The 22735-nt window shown below is 54.6% G+C and carries 19 protein-coding genes; 8 read left to right on the plus strand and 11 right to left on the minus strand.

Annotation, left to right across the window (positions count from 1 at the left end; translation table 11 throughout):
- A partial coding sequence (locus ACR0JB_RS20015; RefSeq protein ID WP_480790237.1) for a right-handed parallel beta-helix repeat-containing protein occupies positions 1-1396 on the minus strand: 1396 nt, incomplete at its 3' end.
- An 829-nt stretch (positions 1397-2225) separates the two neighbouring features.
- On the opposite strand from ACR0JB_RS20015, the gene ACR0JB_RS20020 reads away from it, so the two are divergent.
- The 7 genes from ACR0JB_RS20020 (at position 2226) to ACR0JB_RS20050 (ending at position 9690) form a co-directional block, all read left to right on the plus strand.
- Positions 2226-2630 (plus strand): SxtJ family membrane protein, encoded by a 405-nt coding sequence (locus ACR0JB_RS20020; protein WP_170399582.1) that lies wholly within the window; start codon positions 2226-2228, stop codon positions 2628-2630.
- Between the two features lie 9 nt (positions 2631-2639).
- The gene (locus ACR0JB_RS20025; protein ID WP_170359744.1) at positions 2640-2789 is read left to right on the plus strand and encodes a DUF5989 family protein; all 150 of its coding nucleotides are present in this window, start codon (positions 2640-2642) and stop codon (positions 2787-2789) included.
- Positions 2790-2798: 9 nt separating this feature from the next.
- A complete protein-coding gene (locus ACR0JB_RS20030) occupies positions 2799-4640 on the plus strand; it encodes a carbamoyltransferase family protein (protein ID WP_480790238.1) in 1842 nt (613 codons plus the stop codon).
- A gap of 74 nt (positions 4641-4714) precedes the next feature.
- Positions 4715-6241 (plus strand): alginate O-acetyltransferase AlgX-related protein, encoded by a 1527-nt coding sequence (locus ACR0JB_RS20035; RefSeq protein WP_480790239.1) that lies wholly within the window; start codon positions 4715-4717, stop codon positions 6239-6241.
- A gap of 9 nt (positions 6242-6250) precedes the next feature.
- On the plus strand, positions 6251-7813 hold the full coding sequence (locus tag ACR0JB_RS20040) for a carbamoyltransferase C-terminal domain-containing protein (RefSeq protein ID WP_170399590.1): 1563 nt from the start codon (positions 6251-6253) through the stop codon (positions 7811-7813).
- A gap of 97 nt (positions 7814-7910) precedes the next feature.
- On the plus strand, positions 7911-9173 hold the full coding sequence (locus ACR0JB_RS20045) for a right-handed parallel beta-helix repeat-containing protein (RefSeq protein ID WP_170399593.1): 1263 nt from the start codon (positions 7911-7913) through the stop codon (positions 9171-9173).
- 112 nt (positions 9174-9285) lie between these two features.
- Positions 9286-9690 (plus strand): GtrA family protein, encoded by a 405-nt coding sequence (locus tag ACR0JB_RS20050; RefSeq protein WP_170399596.1) that lies wholly within the window; start codon positions 9286-9288, stop codon positions 9688-9690.
- Here ACR0JB_RS20050 and ACR0JB_RS20055 read toward each other — a convergent pair.
- On the minus strand, positions 9658-11355 hold the full coding sequence (locus tag ACR0JB_RS20055) for a glycosyltransferase family protein (RefSeq protein ID WP_170578511.1): 1698 nt from the start codon (positions 11353-11355) through the stop codon (positions 9658-9660). The two genes, ACR0JB_RS20050 and ACR0JB_RS20055, sit on opposite strands and share 33 nt — an antisense overlap.
- 132 nt (positions 11356-11487) lie before the next feature.
- Between ACR0JB_RS20055 and ACR0JB_RS20060 the strand changes: the two genes are divergently transcribed.
- On the plus strand, positions 11488-12543 hold the full coding sequence (locus ACR0JB_RS20060) for a glycosyltransferase family 2 protein (protein ID WP_302478768.1): 1056 nt from the start codon (positions 11488-11490) through the stop codon (positions 12541-12543).
- Between the two features lie 96 nt (positions 12544-12639).
- Here the strand turns inward: ACR0JB_RS20060 and ACR0JB_RS20065 are convergent, their stop codons facing one another.
- From ACR0JB_RS20065 to ACR0JB_RS20105, 9 genes are all read right to left on the minus strand, one after another.
- A complete protein-coding gene (locus ACR0JB_RS20065; protein WP_170399602.1) occupies positions 12640-14103 on the minus strand; it encodes a glycosyltransferase family 39 protein in 1464 nt (487 codons plus the stop codon).
- A gap of 87 nt (positions 14104-14190) precedes the next feature.
- Entirely contained in the window at positions 14191-15063 is an 873-nt protein-coding gene (gene rfbA, locus ACR0JB_RS20070; RefSeq protein WP_170399605.1) for a glucose-1-phosphate thymidylyltransferase RfbA, read from the minus strand.
- Positions 15060-15911 (minus strand): dTDP-4-dehydrorhamnose reductase, encoded by an 852-nt coding sequence (rfbD, locus tag ACR0JB_RS20075; protein WP_170399608.1) that lies wholly within the window; start codon positions 15909-15911, stop codon positions 15060-15062. The genes rfbA and rfbD overlap by 4 nt, the downstream gene beginning before the upstream one ends.
- Complete coding sequence (rfbB, locus tag ACR0JB_RS20080) at positions 15908-16948, minus strand: dTDP-glucose 4,6-dehydratase (protein ID WP_170399611.1); 1041 nt, start codon at positions 16946-16948, stop codon at positions 15908-15910. Before rfbB ends, rfbD begins: the two co-directional genes overlap by 4 nt.
- Positions 16945-17505, minus strand: a complete 561-nt coding sequence (gene rfbC, locus ACR0JB_RS20085; RefSeq protein ID WP_170399614.1) for a dTDP-4-dehydrorhamnose 3,5-epimerase — start codon at positions 17503-17505, stop codon at positions 16945-16947. Before rfbC ends, rfbB begins: the two co-directional genes overlap by 4 nt.
- Before the next feature lie 177 nt (positions 17506-17682).
- A complete protein-coding gene (locus ACR0JB_RS20090; protein WP_170359715.1) occupies positions 17683-17931 on the minus strand; it encodes an acyl carrier protein in 249 nt (82 codons plus the stop codon).
- Positions 17928-19796: an HAD-IIIC family phosphatase gene (locus ACR0JB_RS20095; RefSeq protein ID WP_170399618.1), complete on the minus strand. Its 1869-nt coding sequence runs from the start codon at positions 19794-19796 to the stop codon at positions 17928-17930. Before ACR0JB_RS20095 ends, ACR0JB_RS20090 begins: the two co-directional genes overlap by 4 nt.
- An 87-nt stretch (positions 19797-19883) precedes the next feature.
- On the minus strand, positions 19884-20984 hold the full coding sequence (locus tag ACR0JB_RS20100) for a hypothetical protein (RefSeq protein WP_170507691.1): 1101 nt from the start codon (positions 20982-20984) through the stop codon (positions 19884-19886).
- A gap of 108 nt (positions 20985-21092) precedes the next feature.
- Positions 21093-22295 (minus strand): MBOAT family O-acyltransferase, encoded by a 1203-nt coding sequence (locus tag ACR0JB_RS20105; protein ID WP_170399624.1) that lies wholly within the window; start codon positions 22293-22295, stop codon positions 21093-21095.
- Positions 22296-22735: the final 440 nt, after the last annotated feature.

Raw genomic sequence — 22735 nt, forward strand, 5'->3', positions numbered from 1 at the left:
GCTGGGTGGTCCCGCTGTCAGGCTGGGTGGTCCCGCTGTCAGGCTGGGTGGTCCCGCTGTCGGGCTGGGTGGTCCCGCTGTCAGGCTGGGTGGTCCCGCTGTCAGGCTGGGTTTTCCCACTGTCAGGTTGGGTTATCCCGCTGTCGGGCAGGGTTATCCCGCTGTCGGGCAGGGTTGTCCCGCCGGTGTTAGAGCCGGTCCCCCCAGTTGCGCTTGTCCCAACCCAAGCGTCGTAAGAAAACGGGAATTGCAGAGCCAAATCCGAGCCCGCATTCATCGTATCAATGGCACCGCCTGGTTTGACACCAAACTGGTTGTATCCGTCTTTTGCACCAGTGGCGTGGTACGTGAACACGTCATCATAATAACCGGGTGCGTTCGGATCAGTATTCTGAATAAATACATTGCTGGTTACATTCCAATCCGACTGCCCACTGTAACCAGTGACGGCGGAAACCACGTTCTGCTCAATTGTGACGTTCTGCGAAGTAGTCGTCACGTTGATCTTCGGCACCGACACCCCGCCGGTCAGCAAACCAGGTACCGCCACAACCGTGTTGTTCGAAACCGTCAGATCCTTGGCACCGGACACGGTAATCCCGTGCGTGTGCCCATTGTAGATCATGTTGTCTTCGATCAGCACATTTGTATAGAACATGGACGGATCATGGGGATCAGCTTTCCCGCTGCCCATAAAGATCGCCTGGGCATAGTCGCCAGAGCCCATGTCGATAACGTTATTGCGAATAATAATATCGCTGCTGGGGCCCAACAGTTTTGAAAACTGGATGAAGTCTCCATGGTCCCCGGAGTTCAGTGAGCGCTCGAAGTCGTGGATATAGTTGCCTTCAATCAGGACGCCTTGGTTGCCATCAAGATACATCCCGTCCGACCGGATCGAATGCATATCGTTGCCTGAAATCGTCACATTGCTGCTGGTTCCAATATTCATTCCCTTGAGCCAGTCAGAGAACTCGTTGTTGGAAATGGTAATGTCTGAACTGCCACGGACATGCAGGCCCATGCCCCAGCCGTAACCGTCATCGGTCGGCGAGACGCCCGAGGCCCAGTCCCCCGAGAACGTGGAGTTATCGATAGTGATGTTCGAACTGTTCTGGATCTGGAACGGCTTATAGCTTTTTGGCTCTCCACCAAAAGTATAATCGAAGTTTATTTCTTCGAACGCGATATTCGACGCGCCGCTCAGCTTCATGGCCGAAATGGTAGCCGGCGCATTCGCATCAGCCGACTTGATCGTTACTGTCGATGCGTAGCTGGCACCGGTATTCAACGTACCGTAATCACCTGCTGCAAGCAGTATTGTTTCCCCACCTGTCGCCTGTGACAAAGCTTGGTTCAGCTCCGCCGCAGAGGTTACCGTGATTGTCGTCGACATATTTCACCTTCTGTTTCATAGGCGCTGTGAGTGGCAGCGCAAGAGATCCCGCACACCCAGGACAGAGGGGACAGCCGCACAAGGGCGACAGATAGGCCAAAATATGGCTATGTTTGGAAACGGTTGCCTGTATTGGGGCAATTATGCCCCATTGCCTTCATTTCCGAGTGAACTCGATACTCGTTACCGGGAATTGTTCCCCTTCCCGTTGCGGTAATCTAGGGTTTGATGAATTGATTCCTTAATCGCAACAATGGACACCAAATCGCCACAATTCAGGCGTGTCCTCGCGTATTCACGTTAAGCATCGGCAATGAGTTGCTAAGTGCCGCTACGTCAACTTCGCCAGAAGGCACGGCCACATGCATAATTCAGTCTCATATTGATCTCACATTGAGGCGAATATGGGCTTTCGATGGATTGACGCATGTCGGCGGAACACACACCCTCTGTCTCCCTAGACCGTCAGATGTGAGCCTTCAATCACTGACAAGGCACAGCCTAAATGTCCAAATACGGTCACTTCCGAGAAGTGGGTAGCACTGCCTGTATCGTTCCATCAGCAAATTCAGGAACCGCAAGAATTGGCCAGTTTCACATTCCCATCCCTTTTGTTTCCGCGTTTACGACAATAATCGAGGCCTGCCCACTCAAACAGATTGCAAAACTGGCGCTTACGATCTGAAGTCCGTGAATTAGGCTCATTTGCTGAAAAAATTTGCGACAACACCACGGTACGAGTGTATAATTTAACAAAGTTGGTTTCCCTGAGTGGTTGTACAGGGCGGTATAAGAGTTCTTAGAGTTACCTGAATGAGATGATCTTATTATGATCGATATTGAGGCACGGCACGAAGTCCAGGGTGGCAGCAACCGCAATTTTGGGTTCGTTTTTGCGTTCGTATTCACAATCATTGGGCTCTGGCCGCTGATCCATAGCGGAGGTCTGCGGTATTGGTCTCTCATTATCGCCGCCGCATTTGTGCTGATAACCCTGCTACGCCCATCGCTGCTGTCCGGAGCAAACCGGCTGTGGACAAAGTTCGGCCTGCTTCTGGGGGCGATTGTGGCCCCCATCGTTATGGCTTTGGTCTATTTTCTGACCGTGACACCAACCGGGCTGATCATGAGGGCCTTGGGAAAGGACCTTTTGAGACAAAAACTGGATAAAGACACGAACACATATTGGATTGAGCGCGCGGAAAATGTGGGCCCAATGAGAAATCAATTCTAGGAGTATCAGATGTCGTTTCTGGTAGAGATGTGGCAATTTCTCAGGTTTCGAAAGAAATTCTGGTTGCTTCCGATCCTTGTCATGATGGTGCTTTTCGGCGGACTGATTGTGCTCAGTCAGGGTTCGGCTATCGCTCCGTTCATCTATACTCTGTTCTAGGGCCAGGTCGTGACTGCAATTCTGGGGATCTCTGCGTTCTATCACGATAGCGCTGCGGCCATTGTAGTTGATGGCACTTTGGTCGCCGCCGCGCAGGAAGAGCGTTTTACGCGCAAGAAGCACGATGCGGGGTATCCGTTTCATGCGATCGAATATGTTCTAGGTGAAGCTGGCCTTGGACTTGGCGACGTCGATCACATCGCATTTTATGACAAACCATTCCTAAAGTTCGAACGCCTTTTGGAAACATATGTCTCCTACGCTCCGCGCGGGCTGAAGTCCTTTCGGATGGCCATGCCGGTCTGGCTGCGCGAGAAGCTGTTTCAGAAAGACTTACTTAGCCGGGAACTGCGCCGACACGATCCCGAGTTTCGGCCCGGGGACAAGCTGATGTTCAGTGAGCACCATTTCAGCCACGCTGCCAGTGCATTCTTTCCCTCTCCTTTTGACGAGGCGGTGGTTTTAACGCTGGATGGTGTCGGCGAATGGGCCACGACGACATTGGCGATCGGGCGCGGCAAGGACCTGAAGATTGAAAAGGAAATCCATTTTCCGCATTCGATCGGCCTGCTCTATTCCGCGTTCACGTATTACACGGGCTTCAAGGTCAACAGTGGTGAATACAAGGTCATGGGGTTGGCCCCCTATGGCACCCCCCGCTTCAAGGATGTCATTCTAGAGAACCTGGTTGACCTGAAGGAGGACGGGTCCTTCAGGCTGGACATGCAGTATTTCAACTATGCCGTAGGTCTGACGATGACGAACCAGCGTTTTGCGGACCTGTTTGGTGAGCCTGTACGCCAACCGGAAAAAGACCCGCTGACCCAGTTCCACATGGATATCGCGGCCTCGGTACAGGCCGTCACCGAAGAAATCGTTCTGCGGCTGACCCGCTCTGCCGCGCAGGAATATGGCATCGACAATCTGTGCATGGCCGGTGGTGTGGCGCTGAATTGCGTCGCCAACGGTCACATCCTGCGGGACGGCGCGTTCAAGGATATCTGGGTGCAGCCTGCCGCCGGGGATGCCGGAGGTGCGGTTGGGGCCGCATTGGCGGCCTGGCACACGGAACTGAAAAACGAGCGTCAAAGCAGCAGCCCGTCCGACAAGATGCAAGGCTCTTATCTGGGACCGGCCTTTGCACAGGATGACATTGAACAACGCCTGACCACGATTGGCGCAAAATTCGAGACATTCGAAACCGATGGCATGATCACCGAGGCAGCAACAGCTTTGGTCGATGGCAAGGCGCTTGGCTGGTTCCAGGGCCGGATGGAGTTTGGGCCCCGCGCGCTTGGGGGCCGGTCCATTATTGGCGACCCCCGCTCCCCTTCGATGCAAAAAACGCTGAACCTCAAGGTCAAATACCGGGAAAGCTTTCGCCCCTTTGCTCCTTCAGTCCTGCGCGAAGATGTGAACGATTGGTTCCAGCTGGACTATGACAGCCCCTACATGCTGCTGGTTGCGGATGTTCAGGAAAAATTGCGCCGCACGATGACCGCGGAAGAAATGCAGCTTTTTGGTATCGACAAGCTTAATGTTGTGCGCTCGGATATTCCGGCGGTCACCCATGTCGACTATTCTGCCCGGGTTCAGACCGTGCATGCCGAAACCAACCCCCTGTACCACGCGCTGATTAGCGAATTTAAACAGCGCACCGGTTGCCCGGTTTTGGTCAACACGTCCTTCAACGTTCGGGGGGAACCGATCGTCTGCACCCCCGAAGACGCGTTCCGCTGCTTCATGGGTACGGATCTGGACATGCTGGTCATCGGCCGGTGCGTTCTGCAGAAACCCGATCAGGATCAGGCGCTGAAACAGGATTACAAAGAAGCGTTTGAGCTTGACTAGCGCAAGTTCTCTCGTCGCGTTGTTCCTGACGCTTGCAATATATTGCCCATCTGGCTTCGGTACATGAGACTAAAATGACGCTCGCACGATCGACATTCGACTATCGAAAACTGCTCGGGGTTTTCCTGATGGCCGCAAGCGTGGGCTTCAACAAATGGTCGGTGCAGGCGTTGGTCGCGTCTGACGGGCAGATTGAATCAGAGCTGTTCACCTACATGATCATCGTGGTTCAGATTCTGCTGGGAACTGTGGGGCTGTTTTTTCTGAAACTCGGGCGGCAGCGTCTGTGGCTCGGCTTGATCCTGCTTGGTTTTGTTCTTTATGTCTGGGCTGCGACGCGCCAGCCTACTGAGCATTTCGAGAATTACTTTTTGGTGTATCAGCCACAAAGCTTTTACCTCAACATCCTACTCAGTCTGGCGGCGCTGCTGGGGTATGTTTTAACAACCCGGAGTGACCAGCGCCGGGATATTGCCCAGAACATTGCCCTGAGTGTTGCGGCATTTGGGTTTGTCGCCTTGTTGATCGAACTTCCCGCCATGACTGGCATCATCGACTACCGGCAGGTTTTCATACCCAAAGGGGTTAGCCTTCTGGGGCCTCACAATCGGATTTATGAACCAGGCGGTTTTTTTCACCGCCCCGAAAACGATCAATACAGCGACGTCCGGCCGGGAGATTCAGTGTTAACGCTGGGGGCTCGTACGAACCGCCTGTACAAGGCGAACTACAAATATGACCAGCACGGTTTTCGCAACAGCACGTCCATTGCAGACCCCGATCTGCTTCTTGTCGGTGATAGCTTTATCGAAGGGTATAAAGTCGATCAGGGCGTGACCGTTACCGAACAGATCATGCAGGGTTCCGAGTATACCGCCATAAGCATCGCCCAAAGCGACTATTCGCTTTATCACGGGCTGAGCGCGATGCTCCATCATCTGGATGACTACTCGCCCAAGGTCGTGGTCTGGTTTCTTTTTGAAGGTAATGATCTGCCATACTTTCCTATCAGCCATGAAGAGTTTATTTTACGGAACGCACACCTTGCCGAACCAGCCCGGTTCAGCCAAAGGTCGTTCTTTAACAATTTGTCTTTCAGTCTGGCCTCATGGAGTTCGCTGGCAGCACGTACCCTGCAGCGGGGAAACTATGCAATGACCCGCTCGGGCCATTTTCATGATGCAGCGTGGTCTCCGGAAACGGCAATGTATTTTGACTATGCCCCCCCCGAAAGGGTCGAGGCGCGCCTGCCCTATCTAAAGGAGCTCGTGCTGCAGGGGGATGCCCTTGTTCGGCAAAATGGCAGCAGGCTTCTGGTCGCGCACATTCCGATGAAAATAGATGTCTATCGCGACCTGCTGGCCTTTCCCGATGACAGTATTGTGCAGGACTGGGCGCCTTTGGAACTGGCCGCCAAACTTCAGACATGGGCAGATGAGAACGGCATAGAATATATGGATTTAACGCCTGCGCTGCAGCAGGCCGCCGCTGACGGGACATTGGTCTATTTTCTGGACGATGCGCATTGGACCCCAGAAGGTCATCAGGTCGTCGCCCATACGGTCATTGATCACCTGACGACGAAAGGCTGGTTGGATTAGAGTGCTGATATGAAAATTCTTTCCTTCAAATCCGGGCATGATGGGTCGGTCGCGGGAATCGACGCGCCAAAAGAGCACCTGATGTTTTCCTATGAAGCAGAGAAAGACAGTCTTCCCCGAAATTCGCCAATCGACCCGAATACGCTGATCGACGCTGGACTATGGTTCAACGAGTTGCCTGATGTTCTTGCCCTTAGCGGCTGGTCCACACGAGGCGAAAACCACACTGCCATATCCGGTGCCGGAAGTTTCGGCATCGACGAAAGCTCTGCCATTGTCGGGACAAAGAACTTTTTCGGGAAGAGGCTGGATTATTATTCTTCTTCGCATGAACGGTCGCTCATCTGGGCTACCTATGCGATGTCGCCATTCGAGCAGGGCGAGCCTTGTTATGTTCTGGTCTGGGAAGATGCGCTGGGTGATTTCTATGAAATAGATCGCGATCTGATGATACATCACAAGGGGCGGGTGCTGGCCGCCCCCGGACGCCGGTTTTCATTTCTCTATGCGCTTGCGGATCCCGCATTTTCGGGAACGAGTGAAACTCTGGGAAAGGATTTTTCCAGCAAGCTGCAATCAGCCAGCGCACATGGAGACGCGCGCGCCATTGATGGCGACGCACAAGGTTTGATTGACGCGCTTTTAAACAACAGTGCGGACTCTGGTTTCCTGCACAAGGATACGTTCAGAGGTTCGCCCTACCACAATGTCGGTGTCACATCCCCAAGGTTTCAGAACCTTGCAGCCAAATATTCCGATGCGGTCTTTTCCCGGTTCCATGACTTCGCAAAGACCAATCTTACCAAGCACTACCCCCTGCTGATTTCCGGGGAATGCGGGTTGAACTATCGCTGGAACACGCGCTGGCGGGACAGCGGTCTGTTCCGCGATGTCTTCATCCCCCCGTGCACCAATGATTCAGGCTGTGCAATCGGCACGGCGGTCGATGCCATGCGCCACTTTACCGGGCGGGCCAAGTTGGATTGGACAGTGTATGCCGGCCAGCCTTTCAATGACGACCGGATTGATATGGAGGGCGTCACCAGCAGTGAGTTAAACCTGAGTGAGGTGGCAGCCGCGCTGTATGATGGAATGGTTATCGGATGGGTCATGGGGAACTGTGAAATCGGCCCGCGGGCGCTTGGTAACCGCTCGATCCTTGCGGCGCCGTTTTCTACCGAAACACGCGACCGGGTGAACAAGATCAAAGGGCGTGCGGGTCTAGCACCGGTTTCACCGGTCTGCCTAGAAGAAGACGTGTCAAAACACTTCGATTGGTCGGGACCGTCGCCGCATATGCTTCATTTTCAGCAAGTCACCGACCCTAGGCTTAAGGCCGTAAACCATGTGGACGGGTCAGCGAGGGTGCAAACCGTAACTAAAGACCAGAATGCAATGCTGCATGATTTGCTGACCGAGTTCAAAGCGACCAGCGGCGTCGGCGTCCTGTGCAACACGTCGCTGAACTTCAAGCGCTCTGGCTTCATTAACAAGACGAGTGATCTGTACAAATTCGCGCGCTCTGTTGGGCTTGATGGTTTCGTCGCCGGCAGGTCGTTTTATTGTTTTTAAGAAGGGCTCCCTTTCTGGTGAGGGGGCCATCGTAGACAAGGCTTTTACATGTCCGTAATGTTTTTTCTGCCACCAATGTTATGAAGAGCCGCCGACAATGCGAAGCACATACATCTCTGTTGGCATTCTGTTTTGCTCCATTCTTCTGCTAATGGTACCGGCAAAACCGTCGCTTGCAGCATCGGCCTGCAGCGGGGGGAAAACCGCATCAGAAACCCTAAACGGTCAAATCATTCAAAACGCCAAGGGGCTCTCGGAAGCCCTCAGCAATGCCAGCGGCGGAGAAACCATAGTATTGGCCGGGGGTGATTATGGCGCTTTGCACATCCGGAAAGCCTTCAAATCCCCTATCGCGATCCGATCCGCAGACCCAGGTTCGCCAGCTTGTTTCACAGAACTGCGCCTGAATGGTGCCGGAAATCTCACGCTGGATGGGCTGCTGTTTGACTATTCCTACAAGTCCGGCGACAAAAACCGAACCAATTACTTCAGCATCCGCAACAGCCACAAAATCACCATCAGCAATTCTGTGTTCGATGGCGATTACAACGCGGGCATTGGCCATGGTCGGGGTCTGCTGATCAGGGACAGTTCCAAAGTCACCATCTCGAACAGCGTATTTCGAAAATGGTGGAAAGCGCTGACCGGCGTCCATAGCACATATCTGACAATCCGCCGAAACCAGTTCTATGACATCCGGGCCGATGGAATGATCTTCAGCGGCATGGATGATCTGGTGATCGAACTGAACAGGCTGCACAACTTCCGCGCCAGTACCAGCCGCGACCACCGGGATATGATCCAGTTGATACGGAGCACAAATCGTGGCAGTTCCAATATCGTGATCCGGGACAATATCTTTGACATCGGGGCTGGCGATTATACCCAGACGATTTTCATGGGTAAAAGCGGGAAGAATACGAATGACCCCCTTTTGCGTCACAAGAATGTCCTGATTGAAAACAATGTGATCTACAATGCGCACCTGCACGGCATTTCGATCCATGGGGCAGATAATCTTTCTATCCGCAAAAACTCGATCATCCGGGTACGCCAGCCGAATGACGGCAAGGTCACGATTCCACGCATAAATGTATCTGCATCGACCTATGTTGTGATCGAGCAAAACGTCGTCGGCGAGATCAAGGGCTATCAAAATCAACAGGATTGGGCGGTTCTCAACAACGTCATCGTTCAGGACCAGTCCCCCTCGAAACCCGGCTACTATGACCGGGAGTTCATTTACTATGCGACCGGTGCCGCCAATGGCTTTCATGAATACGGGGTACGCCCAGGCAGTGAGGTGGATCGCCTAAAGGCCGGTTCCACGCTCGTTAAAAATTACCCGACACGTCGCTAGATGCGGCTTTGAGAGGCCTCAAATTGAAACGATCACCTTTAACCGACCAACAGAACCAGTGGCATCCAAGTTTGCTTTGTCCTGCCCTTAGTCTGCATCTCGCAACCCTGTCATGAGCTCGGACCTCAAAGACAAAGGCCTGTTTTTCAGGTTCCTAGGCATCAGCGCCCTGGGCACCATCGCGGATTACCTGCTGGCGCTGCTGCTGGCTGTGGTTCTGCTTGCGCCACCTGTCCTTGCATCGACCTGCGGCTTTGTCCTCGGCTCGGTCATCAATTACTGCGGCCACAATATCTTCAGCTATGAACATACCAGCCAAAGCACGATCTCTGTCCGGGGATACGTGAAGTACTTTATGGCAGTGATATCCTCACTGGTCGTACGGCTCGCCGTGGTCGCGGGGTTGGGCTATGTCACCACCCTGCCCTTCTGGTTCATCCTGTTGGTGGCGATTGGCGCGTCCTTTGCCGTCAACTATGTGATCTCAACCCTCTGGGTATTCCGCAAGCCGGGTTAGGTCCGGCTCGGCCCTGCGCGCCCGGTATAGAATAAAGACCGCCAAGATCAGGCCGAACCCGGCCAGAAGCGCGCCGACCCATTCGCTCCAGTGCCGTGGAAGGGTGATCCTGACATCCGCGTCTGTCGGGGCGAATGTGACAAAGCCGGTTTCCGGGTCGGGGGAGAGTATTAGCGGGGTTCCGTCTGTGGCCTCGGCCTCCAGATGTGACCAATACATCAGCGCAACGCGTAGCCGCGTTTCCGGTTGGCCAGAGCCTTCGACGCGAATGATCCACTGACGCGGCACCTCCTGCACAGGCTGGATGAAACCGGATTCTGGCGCTTCGATTTCTGCCGCAAGCTCCAGCATATGCCGCGACAATCGCCAGATCGGCTGCCCTTCGGCTTTGACGTCTTCGGCAAGCGGGTCAAACACCGGAGGTGGCAGATATTCCGGCGCGCCAATCATCGCGACCGGTTGCTCGCGCGCCGCAATGCCTTTGGTAATGCGGTCCGGCAGCAGCATCCCCACAACAAGGAACGAGATCACCAGCCCCCCAATACCGACCCACGCAATTCGGCGCGAACGGCGGTCCAAGGCGAAGGCCGTGCTGAGCGCGCCAATCGAAAGGGCAAGCGCCAGATCGGAAATCACCGTCAGCCGGTAGGGGAACTGGACCTTAGCGATAATCCAGTTCTCCCACAGAACACGCGAGACCGAACTGTTGAGCAGGAGGACAAAAATTGCAGGCACCAACGCCCAGATGATCAGGTTTCTTCTGGTGTCGCCCTGCGTTATCACGACGGCCAACCCGGCCACGGCGGCGGCGGTCAACTGGCATATCAAAAGGGCGACCTTGTACATGTTGTCGGGCAGGACATCCGCCCCGATCAGGTACCAGCTTTCTGGAATGAGCTCTTTTGTATAAAGACCTTCGGGCGACACATCCCCAAGCAATATTATGGCTGGCAACCAATAGAATGCGGACAGGGCGACCCCCACCAACCCCATGACCGCCAGCAGGACAAGGGACCGCACAAAGCGGGTGCGATGGATCAAAACCCACGCGGCCACGATAACGGCCATAACGTGCACGACTAGAAGCAGGGTCGGAAGATGGCTGAGACCAAGCCCTGCAAGCCCAACCGGCAAGGACCAGACCGGGCGGTGGTCACGCAGGGCCACAAGCACCCCATGCGCGACAAGGGGCACGAAAACATAGGCCGCAAACTCACCCGCCGCCTGACGGACCATCCAGTCAATGCCCACATGATAGGGGGCCAGCGCCCACACGAAGGCCGCCACCAATGCAGGTTTTGGGGGCAGAAACTGCCGGCCAAAAATCCAGAACGTCACACCTGACAACCAACACAGGAAACCGCCAGACAACCCAAACAGCACCTGCGGGCTGCAATCCGGGCAGAGCCACTGTGCCGGGCCAGCGGCGACATAAAACGGAAGCGGTGCGTAAAAGAAGAAGTCGAGTCCCCCGACCCCATCCCAAAGGGCTGGCAGAAACCGGGGGTAAAGCGTGCCGCCGCTCAGCGCGTCTGCAAAAGCCACCGTCCAGCTCATGTTGAAGCCGTAGGAATGCCCCACCGGCGTGCCAATCACCGCGAAGACCAACAGGCTGACAGCCAAGGCCGCCAGCGCAATGAGCCCGATCCAGACATTGCTGCGCACCGATTTGTTTCTCCCTGCTCGACCAGAACTGAGCCTCAATTTTCCCAGATTCCGGGCGGGATCGCACCGGAACCGGTTGAGCGGAGGATATCACTGAAAGACAAAAAACACTCAGGCTCTTCTTCGAATTCTTTGAACCTGCCGCCAAACCATGGTCATTTATTATCAGCGTTACGAAACAGGACATTTGCCAGGGCGCCGCTGAATATGAATATATCCACATCCCGGTCACAAACGGCCACAGCCGCCGACCCGACGTTGAGTGTCGTCATTCCTATGTTTAACGAAGAAGGCGCCCTGCCCGACTTGTTCAAGCGCCTCGGGGAGGTCATGGAAAAAATTGGCGAGAGCTACGAGATTATCTGCGTCAATGACGGCAGCACAGACGAGACAGCCAGAATGCTGACTGAAGCGCATGACCGCGACAGTCGGATCAAAGTGCTGAATTTCTCTCGTAATTTCGGAAAAGAGATCGCGCTAACGGCCGGGCTGGATGCCACCTCAGGGGCTGCTGTCATTCCGATTGACGCTGACCTGCAGGATCCGCCCGAGCTGATTGCAGCCTTTCTTGAAAAATGGCGCGAAGGATATGACGTGGTTTATGGTGTCCGTCGAAGTCGTGATACCGACACTGTCCTGAAACGCTGGTCTGCAGAAAAATTTTATAAATTTATCAATATGCTATCCGGAGTAAGCATCCCCGCCAACACCGGAGATTTCCGCCTTATGGACAGGCGCGTCGTTGGGGCGGTCGTTCGGTTGCGGGAACATAATCGCTTTATGAAAGGACTTTTTGCCTGGGTTGGTTTCCGGCATGCCGAAGTCTTTTATGATCGACCCGAGCGCATTGCCGGAAAAACCAAGTTCAATTACTGGCGGCTCTGGAACTTCGCGCTGGACGGGATCACAGGGTTCAGCACGGTTCCGCTGCGGATCGCTGGCTATATCGGAATGCTCACCGCCATCGGAGCGATCTTTTACGGCATCTTTCTGACCCTCAGGACATTGATTTACGGCATTGATGTCCCTGGCTATGCCTCGCTGATGGTCGCGGTCTTGCTGATCGGCGGCCTGCAACTGATCGTATTGGGTGTGATCGGGGAATATCTGGGGCGTCTCTATGAGGAGTCGCGAAAACGCCCGCTGTATATCGTGGAAAGCAGCCTGGGCCTGACGCAGGACAAGTAGTCTTTTGGAAAATGTCCGGCAGAAGACCACCGCCAGAACAATCATTTATTTTTATATTTATTGTCCATAAATTGAAAACAAATTATCCACTGCACGTCACTTGCGCCGATAGACTAGAACTTGCCCATCCCCAAGCGTTCCGGCGAAGGTCCGTACAAGCTCCAATTGTTCCTCAACATCCGCCCCCAGCCTTGGAATGACACGAAACATTCGGTTCGGGAACAAAACGACCAGCGCCACGGGCCCTGGCTGTGCCATTGCCTCGGAATAACCATCTGCATCACCGATGGTAATCCAATCCGCGCCAAAGTGGCTTTCGAAGACCGGGCCACCCGGGTTGATGGCATAAACCCGCTCTGACGGCCCGCGCATCCCTTCAACAAAATCGAAGGCTCCGGCCAAATCCTGCTTTGGAGCATCGTAGTTGCGCTGCACCAGAAACAGGGACATGACAATCATTGCCAAGACACCCAAGGCGAACAGCACCCGCCCGAGTTGAGGCCGCCTGAGCAGCCGGACCACCAGGTCGGCACCATATCGGCAGCCGACAACGACCAGCACGATGACCGGACCGATATCGACAAAGAAAAACCTCGGCCAGATCCGCATTTCGAGTGACATGAGAATGCCCAGTGTCACGACGATATGCATGGCGATGGCGACAAAAAAAAGTGGCTGCGCCGAATGCGTCCCCATTACGCCAAAGGCAATGGTTACCAGCCCAACGAAGGCGACAATCAGTGACGGTGAGCCGGTGTTTCCGATTGCGGTGCGCAGGCCCTCGACCATGGTCCAGATCGGGTTTTGGTAAACTTGCATCTTGTCGACAGCGGAAGTCGCTGAAACCTCGCCCATGGTTTCCAGGATACTGGGCAAAATCGGCAGATACGCCAAAAGGATCAAAACCAACGCGATGGCAACACCGATCAGTGGCCGCAGCACCCACTCGCGGGTCAGGGTATCCCGGCCGAACCCGGTCGCCAGAGAAATAAGCCAGACAAGTCCCAGGGCGACAAAGAAAAATGCGCCGGTCAAATGCGTGAAAACAGCGGCAGCTGCGGTCAGCCCGAAGGCGAGCCAGATTCCCATCGTCGGATGGCGCACTCCCCGCAGAAAAAGAATGAGGCCAAGCATACTCCAGAAAGCAAGCTCAGTATATCCGCGCGCATTCTGTGAGAACCAGACTTGATGATAGGACAGGGCCACAAGCAGAGCGGATATATGTGCAATCCTAGTGTCGGCGACCTCCTTGGCCAGCCACCAGATAGTCGCGACGGTTCCGACGCCGAACAACACGGCTGGGAAACGGTACGCCCAGGCTTCCTCACCTAAAATCTGAGAAAACAGCTTTGCCTTCATGCTGAAGAAATAATGATGGTTCATCGAGTATTCGCGCATCATCTCGCCCCAGGGCAGACGAACATGCGTGTCCACGGTCCAGATTTCATCATACCAAAGCGGTGTGTTCAGCCCGACAGCCCTCAGCACCGCCGCAAGAAGCAGGATAAACAGAAGAATTGCCAGATCATTGCGGCCAATCGCGGGGGATGGCGGGTTCATTTCAGTTTCTCCGATCACACTCGCATCTCTTCAAGCACCAAACAAAACCCCAACCTCGCACGCCGACCAATTTTCAAAGCAGACCAACTACTTCAACAGACCATCCAGATAAGCGCCATACTCGTTCTTGGCGAACATCTCCGCTCGCTGGCGCAACTGTTCGTCACTGATCCACCCCAACTGCCAGGCGATCTCTTCCGGACAACCCGTCTGCAGTCCCTGACGTTCTTCCAGCGTGCGCACGAAATTGCCTGCATCCAGCAGGCTGGCATGTGTGCCGGTATCCAGCCAGGCATACCCCCGCCCCATGGTTTCGACCCTAAGTTGGCCTTTTTCCAGGTACATCTGCAGCAAGTCGGTGATCTCCAACTCACCCCGCTGCGAGGGTTTGACCTGTCGGGCGCGTTGTGGTGCCGAGCCATCCAGAAAGTAAAGGCCGGTAACAGCATAATTCGACGGAGGGACCGAAGGCTTCTCGATAATCTCGCGCGCACGTCCATCCGAGTCAAAAGCAACCACGCCATAGCGCTGAGGGTCGGCCACGTGATAGCCGAACACAGTCCCACCCTCGGCATGCCCATCCGCCGCGGCCAGCAATTTGGGCAAGCCGTGGCCAAAAAAGATGTTGTCCCCCAGAACCAACGCCGAAGGTGCGCCGGCCAGAAACTCTTCGGCAAGGATAAAGGCCTGAGCCAGACCGTCAGGGCTGGGCTGCACCACATAGGTCAGGTGTACCCCCCATTGGCTGCCGTCTCCCAGCGTGCGCTTGAACTGATCCTGGTCCTGCGGCGTGGTGATCACGCAGATGTCCCGAATACCGGCCAGCATCAGCACCGACAACGGGTAATAGATCATCGGCTTATCATAGAGCGGCAACAGCTGTTTCGACACAGCCATCGTGATCGGATACAGCCGGGTGCCTGATCCCCCCGCAAGTATGATGCCTTTGCGTGTCGTCATGTTGCGCTTTCCAACTCTTTCAGAATATCACTTAAGCCGTGCCTCCAATCAGGACGTGTAATGCCAAAAGTTGTTTCCAGTGAGGAACAATCAAGGCGGGAATTCAATGGGCGTGTAGCAGGGGTGGGATAATCGCTGGAAGGAATGTCCGTTACATCACAATTAGTCTCTAATTCAGTAAAAATTGCCCGGGCAAACCCGGCCCAGCTGACATCCGGTGCACCCGCAAAATGGTAGATACCTGCCTTGCCCGCATCATCGGTCAGTTGCTGCGCCATAGACAGGCACGCTGCGGCGATGTCCCGCGCGGGCGTCGGACCGCCGATCTGGTCGGCCACGATAGATAGCTGGTCCCGCTCGCCCCCCAGCCGCCGCATCGTTTTAACGAAGTTATTGCCATGAGCCGACACCACCCAGGAGGTGCGCAGGATGCCATAGACCCCTCCGGCCTGGGTGATCCCCTGCTCCCCTGCTAATTTCGAGCGCCCATACGCCCCCAGCGGCCCGGTCGGATCCGTGGGGACCCAGGGGGCATCACCTGATCCATCAAACACGTAATCCGTCGAAATAGAGACGAAAGGGACGTCCAACGCGGCACATTCCTGCGCCATCGCAGCGGGCGCATCTGCGTTGATGACGGTTGCGAGCACTTCTTCTTCCTCGGCCCGGTCAACGGCCGTATAGGCCGCCGCGTTGATCACCGCCTGTGGAGCCGCCGCGCGGATTGCCGCTGCACAGGAGGCGGGCTGTTCCAGATCAACCTCAGAACGGTCGAGGCATGTCACACCCGCATACGCCGCCAGTTCCCGCGCCACCTGCCCGGTTCGGCCAAAGACAAGGATGGTCATGCTTTCATACCCAATCGCTTGCCAACGCCGTCGCGGTTCTGCAGCGCGCGCCACCAGCTTTCATTGTCCAGATACCACTGAACGGTCCGCTCCAAGCCTTCTTCGACACTGACAGAGGGTCGCCAGCCCAGTTCCTGTCGAATACGGGTCGGGTCGATTGCATAACGCGCATCATGACCCGGACGATCAGCGACAAAGGTGATCAGGTCGGCATAGGGCGTGGCCCTAGGGCGCAGACGATCCAGAATACCGCACAGCATCTGCACCAGTTGCAGGTTGGTGCACTCGTTTTCACCACCAATGTTATAGCTGCGCCCGATCTGACCTTTCTGAACCACCAAAAGCAGTGCCTCGGCGTGGTCTTCGACGTATAACCAGTCTCTAACATTGGACCCATCGCCATAAACCGGCAGTGGATTGCCCGCCAAAGCGTTCAAGATTGTGACTGGAATTAGCTTTTCCGGGAAATGATACGGCCCGTAATTGTTCGAGCAATTCGTCAACACCACCGGCAACCCATAGGTTTCAAACCACGCCCGCACCAGATGGTCACTGGCTGCCTTACTGGCCGAATAGGGCGAACGGGGATCATAAGGGGTCTCTTCGGTGAACTGACCGGTTGGCCCAAGCGAGCCATAGACCTCATCGGTCGAGATATGGTGGAACCGAAAGCTCTGCGGGCGGCCCTGCCCGTCCCAATACGCTCTGGCTGCTTCCAACAGATTGCAAGTCCCGGTCACGTTGGTTTCGATAAAGGCACCGGGCCCGTCGATCGAGCGATCCACATGGCTTTCTGCCGCCAAATGCATGATCGCGTCCGGGGCATATTCTGCCAGCGCCCGGTCCATGGCAAATCGATCCCGGATATCAGCCTCTAAAAAGGTGTAATTCGGGTCATTTTCCACCTGGGCCACATTGTCGAGGCACGCCGCATAAGTCAGCGCATCCAGATTGACCACCTGATGCCCGTCCGCAATGGCCCGCCGCACCACGGCCGATCCGATAAAGCCAGCGCCACCTGTCACCAAAAGCTTCATGGCTTACCCTCCCAGACAAAGGGGCTGTCGAATTCGGCCAGAGCGGGGGCTACCGCATCCTTATCGGACAGGACCGGATCACCCGTCAGCCCCCAATCGATGCCGCAACTGTCCCAGTGCACCGCTCTGTCGCAGTCAGGCGCGTAATAATCGGTGCATTTGTAGCAAATCTCGGTATGAGGCGACCGCGTGACAAAGCCATGCAGAAACCCTTTGGGCACCAAAAGCTGCCTTCCGTTCTCCGCCGTCAGTTCAACGCCTGTCCATTGCCCGTATGTGGGTGAGCCCTTGCGGATATCGACAACCACATCGAACAACGCACCCTGCCCGCAGCGCACAAGCTTGTCCTGCGCATGGGGTGGCGCCTGGAAATGCAAGCCACGAAGGGTGCCGACACTGGCAGATACCGAGTGATTGTCCTGTACAAATTCCAGGGCGATCCCGAACTCGTTCAACGTTCTGCGGTTCCAGGTCTCGGAAAAGAACCCGCGCGCATCGCCAAACCGTTTTGGCGTCAGGATCAAAACACCCGGTAAGGCGGTATCTTCAATCTGCATGTACTCAAAACTCGTGTTAACACAACATGTTCATAGCAACTGAATACCGGACTGTCATGAAGGGGATGCGAAGAGAAGAGCCCCCTGTTGCACCCAAAGATCAGCCCGCAGTTTGATCACGCAGGACAGGTGGAATGGCATCCGTTCCCGAGTGTATCGCGCGCCTTTTCGGATGCGTCAGGCTGTAACGCGCTTTGTAATCGCCGACACCAGATCGCCCACATTTTGGAGGTTCGCAACCTCACCGGTGCTGAACTGAAGCCCAGGAAAAGCTTTCTCGATGGCGATCAGCAACTGGATATTCGTCAGGGAATCCCAATCCTCGATCGCTTCAGCCGTGGTCTCAGGGCTCAACGTGATCTCGTCATCCTCGAAGACACCCTGAAAGACCGATGTTAAACGCTGCCATACCTCACTTTCGGTCACGCAAAATCCTCCACTATTTCGATGCTGACTGGAAACGGTTCGAACCCTGTAAGTGTTCGGCTCCAATTTGTACCATTATCTTCCGCAGGACCGTCCTTTTCAAACTTGAGGTCGGCATAGAGGTTTTCGACCAGGCGGTTCTTAGCCGTTGGCCGATAGATACCCCTGATATTTGAAACCCCCCTGCGTGCAGCTTCCTGCAAAAGATAATTCGCCATAGCAAACTCGGCACCCCTTTTGAAAACGCGGCAACTCATTAACCAAAGGTCGAGTGTAAGCGTGTCACCTTCGACCGATCCTGCAGCTACGCTGATGAGCCCGTTGTCACCAAAGCTGTCCTTCAACCTCATATAAGCCGTAACCGTGCTGTTACTGGCTGCCAGCGCCTCTACCTCGGATTGCGTCATCCGCTGAGTGGTCAGGTTAAACTGGTTGGTTTTGTTGATAAGCTGCGTAATCCGGTCGAAATGCTCTGGCTCGAACGGGCGGATCACCGCTTTCTGATTCAACGAGCGCAGATAGCTGTCATAGTCTACTGCGCTTTCCGCAAGCTCGGTACGCGATCGATTGGCTGCGTATTGTTCGGATTTCTTGCGGTCCTCACTGGTAATCTCGATTGTCTCAAGCCAGCCGGACCTGCTTAGAAGATATGGGTATTCCGAAGGATCGTCGCCCACTTCCAGAACACGCACTTCCGGTAAGCTCTGCCGTACCAAAGCACGCTCCGCCGGGTTGTCATCGACAAATATGATCGCGTCGAGCCCGATGTTCAGTTCCTTTGCGATGGCTGCGATACTATCGGGCTTGGGTCCCCAGTTTGCCTTGAACGACACGAAATCGGCGAATTTCAACGCCATGTCATCCAGCGTATCGAATGGCGCGCGCGCGTTGGCATCTTCGTTTTTTGAGGCCACGGCAAGCAGAATGCCACGTGATTTCAATTCCAACAGATAGTTCTGAAAGGCCAGGAATGCCTCGCCTTCAGCGCTGCCCTGGCCAATCTTGATGCCATTCACCCCATCGTCACCGACAATTCCGCCCCACAGGGTATTATCCAGATCCAGCACGATACATTTCGAAGTCTTGCCGTAGATGGCCGCGATAATCCCAGCCATGTCGCGCACAAGCGGGATCATGCAATCGAATGAGACAGGTTGTTTGGCGTGGTACCAAAAGCGGGGGTCAAACCATTGTTGGACCCCGTATTGGGCCGAGAGAAGCTCTACGTCCAGTGTATGAACAAATTTCGGCGCACGTTCCGCCAAAAGCTGATTGATCCGACGCACGAAGTTAGTTCGATCCCAAGGCAGGCGGCGGCTAAGATGACCGCTCGAGGATGTCGGGGGCAGATGCAGGTTGCCGAGTATGATTTCAGCGCCAGTTTCCCTGTTGAACGTTGCACAGATGTTGTTCAGCCACAGATCGGCAAACCGGTCGGCCAGCGTCGCCACGTCTGCCTCTGTGTCGCCCACAGTAGGCCATTCCCTGATGTCGGACAGCCCAAGCAGAAGAACTGCAATCTGCGGAGAAAACCCGGCAGTGGCGCTTGCAGGATCCAGAAGTTCGGCGACATGAGTGTTGAAATCCGGGCGGTGAATGCGGGCGCGAAGACCAAAACTGTCAAGCTCTGCACGAAGAGGAAGTTCAAGAAAATCCGTCGTCGCGCCGCTGAGAAGCGCAACGCGCAATACGTCGCGCTCGTCGTCAACGGCAGCCCGCTCGATCTTGCGCCATTTGCGGCAGAAAGAGAGGTAATCCTGAATGGATTCGGTTGCACGAAGAGCACCCAGAACCTGGATCCGCGCTGTATCATTGGAAACATCCGTGCCGAGGGACTCACGCCCGGCCTTAACATTAAAAACCACTTACTCACCCCCAAAAATCAGGGTACTTGTTCAACTAATATCATCAATCACAGTAGCATCGGTATCTTATTCACTTACTAACATATGTCATGTCAGTAACGATTGCACCCAAACTATTACGCGGTTCGTCAGACGTCGTGACCCTTCCGGTATGGTATGTTCGGCGTCGTGGAACTCATCATCGTGCGAGAAAGTACTCAGATCGAGAAACGGTGCTGTCCCAATGCCGTCGCGGATCGCACCGAGATAGTCTTCATACTCGAAAGCAAAACGGGAGCGGGAGTATGACCGCTCCGGCATATTGACGACCGCCACGCCTATTCCGTGTTCGTTGAGAAAATCCAGAAGCTGACGTAGACGCACAGCTGCAGCATCACCGTTCTTGCGCACATCCCAGTCGAAAACAGACTCCCACCAACTGCCGGACATATAGACAGCAAGATCCTCTTCACTCAGGCCGGCGCTTCTGGAAAACTTGTACGGCGAAACGAGCCTGCGCTGTCTTTCGACTTGCGATGTCCACATGTTCAGAAATCCGGCTTTGCGCAAAAAGGCTTCGCCGGGCGGCCATTCTTCGATCGAGCGACCCCAATATGCCGCCCAGGCACGCAATGCAGATCTGAAACGCTCGGGCTGCTTGCCAACGAAGCGGATTTTAGCCAGCGCAGCGCCAAATAGCGATTTTTTGTGCAGCTCAACCCCGTTTGGACCAGTTGTCACCGACCAGGGGCTGTAGGTATTAACGATTGTTTTAAAGGGCCGTTCGGGCGGCAGGTTGGCAAGGAAACGGGGCCCGAGGCCAAGGACGACATAATCCGGCAACGCGTCTTCACCATATGCTGCCTCGATCAGTTTCAGCGAGATTGTAACATCTTCAATCGTGCCCACGCTGATCCCCCCCTGATAGATGTGATAATCGGGAAACGCCTCCTGCATCTGCTCCCATCGCAGGTTCTCGCGTACTGTAGAGGGGCCAGCCAACATGATGACGGGTTTATCCTGAACCACAAATTGGGATGGCAGAAGAAAGCGGTACCAGCTTTCCTGTTTATACGGGAGCATGAAAAAACTGCGCTCGGCGCTGATGGCCAGCCATGTCAGTGCCGAAAAGACCAACACAACGACGACCCCAATTGTCCCAAGGGCCGCGAGCGAAAGGCGCAGTTTCCTAGAAACCCGTGTAGACAAAGTCGACCTCCGTCGCGGAGAAAACAAAAAGAATACCAACAAGCCCGGCTGCGACGAGAACCTTCATGGTCATCCGAAAAGACCGGTTGGGAAAAAGGGTCAACCACATCACATAAGACCTTTCAAAAGCGCAACCACGCTTGGCGTGTCCAACTGGAAGAACAGGAAAGCAAAAGCGGCCGCGTGAAATGTAATCGCTATTCCGACGATCCGTCCGGGCCAGCTTGCCCTAATTTTTCGCAGCCGTTTTTTACCGAAACGCACCGTCAGAACATGATCCCATATCCGATAGATGGCGAGCCACGTCCCATGCACGAGACCAAAGATCAAAAACCCGATTGTGGTGCCGTGCCAAAGGCCAGAAACAAGCATGGTCAGCATGGCCGCAATAATCCCGGCAGCCAGCGGCAAACTGGCGAATGAACTGGAACTGAGGGCTTTTTTATACACCGGGTTAAAGACGTAGTCGGTTAACCACAGTGTGAGAGATCTGTGCTGGCGGAGCCAGAAATCAGCGATGTTCTGGGCAAAATACGGGTTGTTGAAATTCTCGGGTGGCCGAATGCCCATCAGACTGCCGATACCGATCACGACGTCGCAGTAGCCGGAAAAATTCATATAAAGAAAAAAGTAGAAGGCTACCAATTGAAGCCAGAATTCACCCAAACTCAACGCAAGGACATCGGTATTGGGCTGTAGCGCAAAACGGAAGATGAATGTTCCAATGACGTATACTTTGACAAGCCCCCAGAGAATTCTCAGCCCAGCATCAAGATGAGCTTCATACGTCATCTCGATGGCTTGGGTACGATCTGCCCATTGGTCGCGAAAATCCTGATATCGTTGGATTGGACCCATCATGAATGTGGTAAATGCCAGTAAATAGTTCGGATAAACGGCTGGATCTATGCGGTCGATGACACCCGACCGGGCATCAATCATGACATGCAAGATACGAAACAGTAGAAAGCTCAGGCCGACTGTCTGCAGGAATGATAGGCGCGCTGCGTCAGGCAGGAACAATCCCAGAAACTCGTAATCCAGCATGTATATGAAAACGAGGATCAGCAGGGTTGCCGACAGAATTGCCGCCCATCTGGACGCCGTCAGATGCACCCGGGTCAGCACCCACCCTAACCCGGAAAAGAACAAGGTTGACGCCAAACCGATTGGACCAAGAAGCGCAAAAACGAACGCGATATTGGCGCTCAGAAAGCCCGTCGCCCGCACAACTCCCGTCGAAGACGCAACCAAAATGATGGTAAACGTCGAAAACAGCAGGAATTCCCAAGACAACAGATCGATGAACATAACACTCTGGAATAAAACTCAAAAAAGAAAACTAATTACCCTTTCCCACGTGTCGGATCCTGAACAAACTAAACCCGAAAACCGGACCGCGAACATGCACTTTACTTGCCAGTTTGTTCGCATTTTGGGGCAAGTCAAATGGAATCCCGGTGTTGTTTCCAAACAAGCATCAGTGTCTCTTTCTCTGGCAAAGAGATGAAAGACATCTCTGAGACAACGATCCTGCAACACAACCCAGTGCACGCCCCGGACCAAAAGAGAGCCATATAGAAGCCAGACTAAAGCGGCTGATCTGGTGCATGGCAGACAACGCCATTCCCTTGAAATGGCGTTCCGTGTTATGGGCGTAATGTTACTTTGTTAAAGGGTTTGCCGTGTTGCAGATTGAGTGTCAGGACCAGTCGAAGGCGATAGATAACAAATCCGGCGACGGGTTGGAC

It is taken from the genome of Ruegeria sp. BI7 (assembly GCF_056537925.1).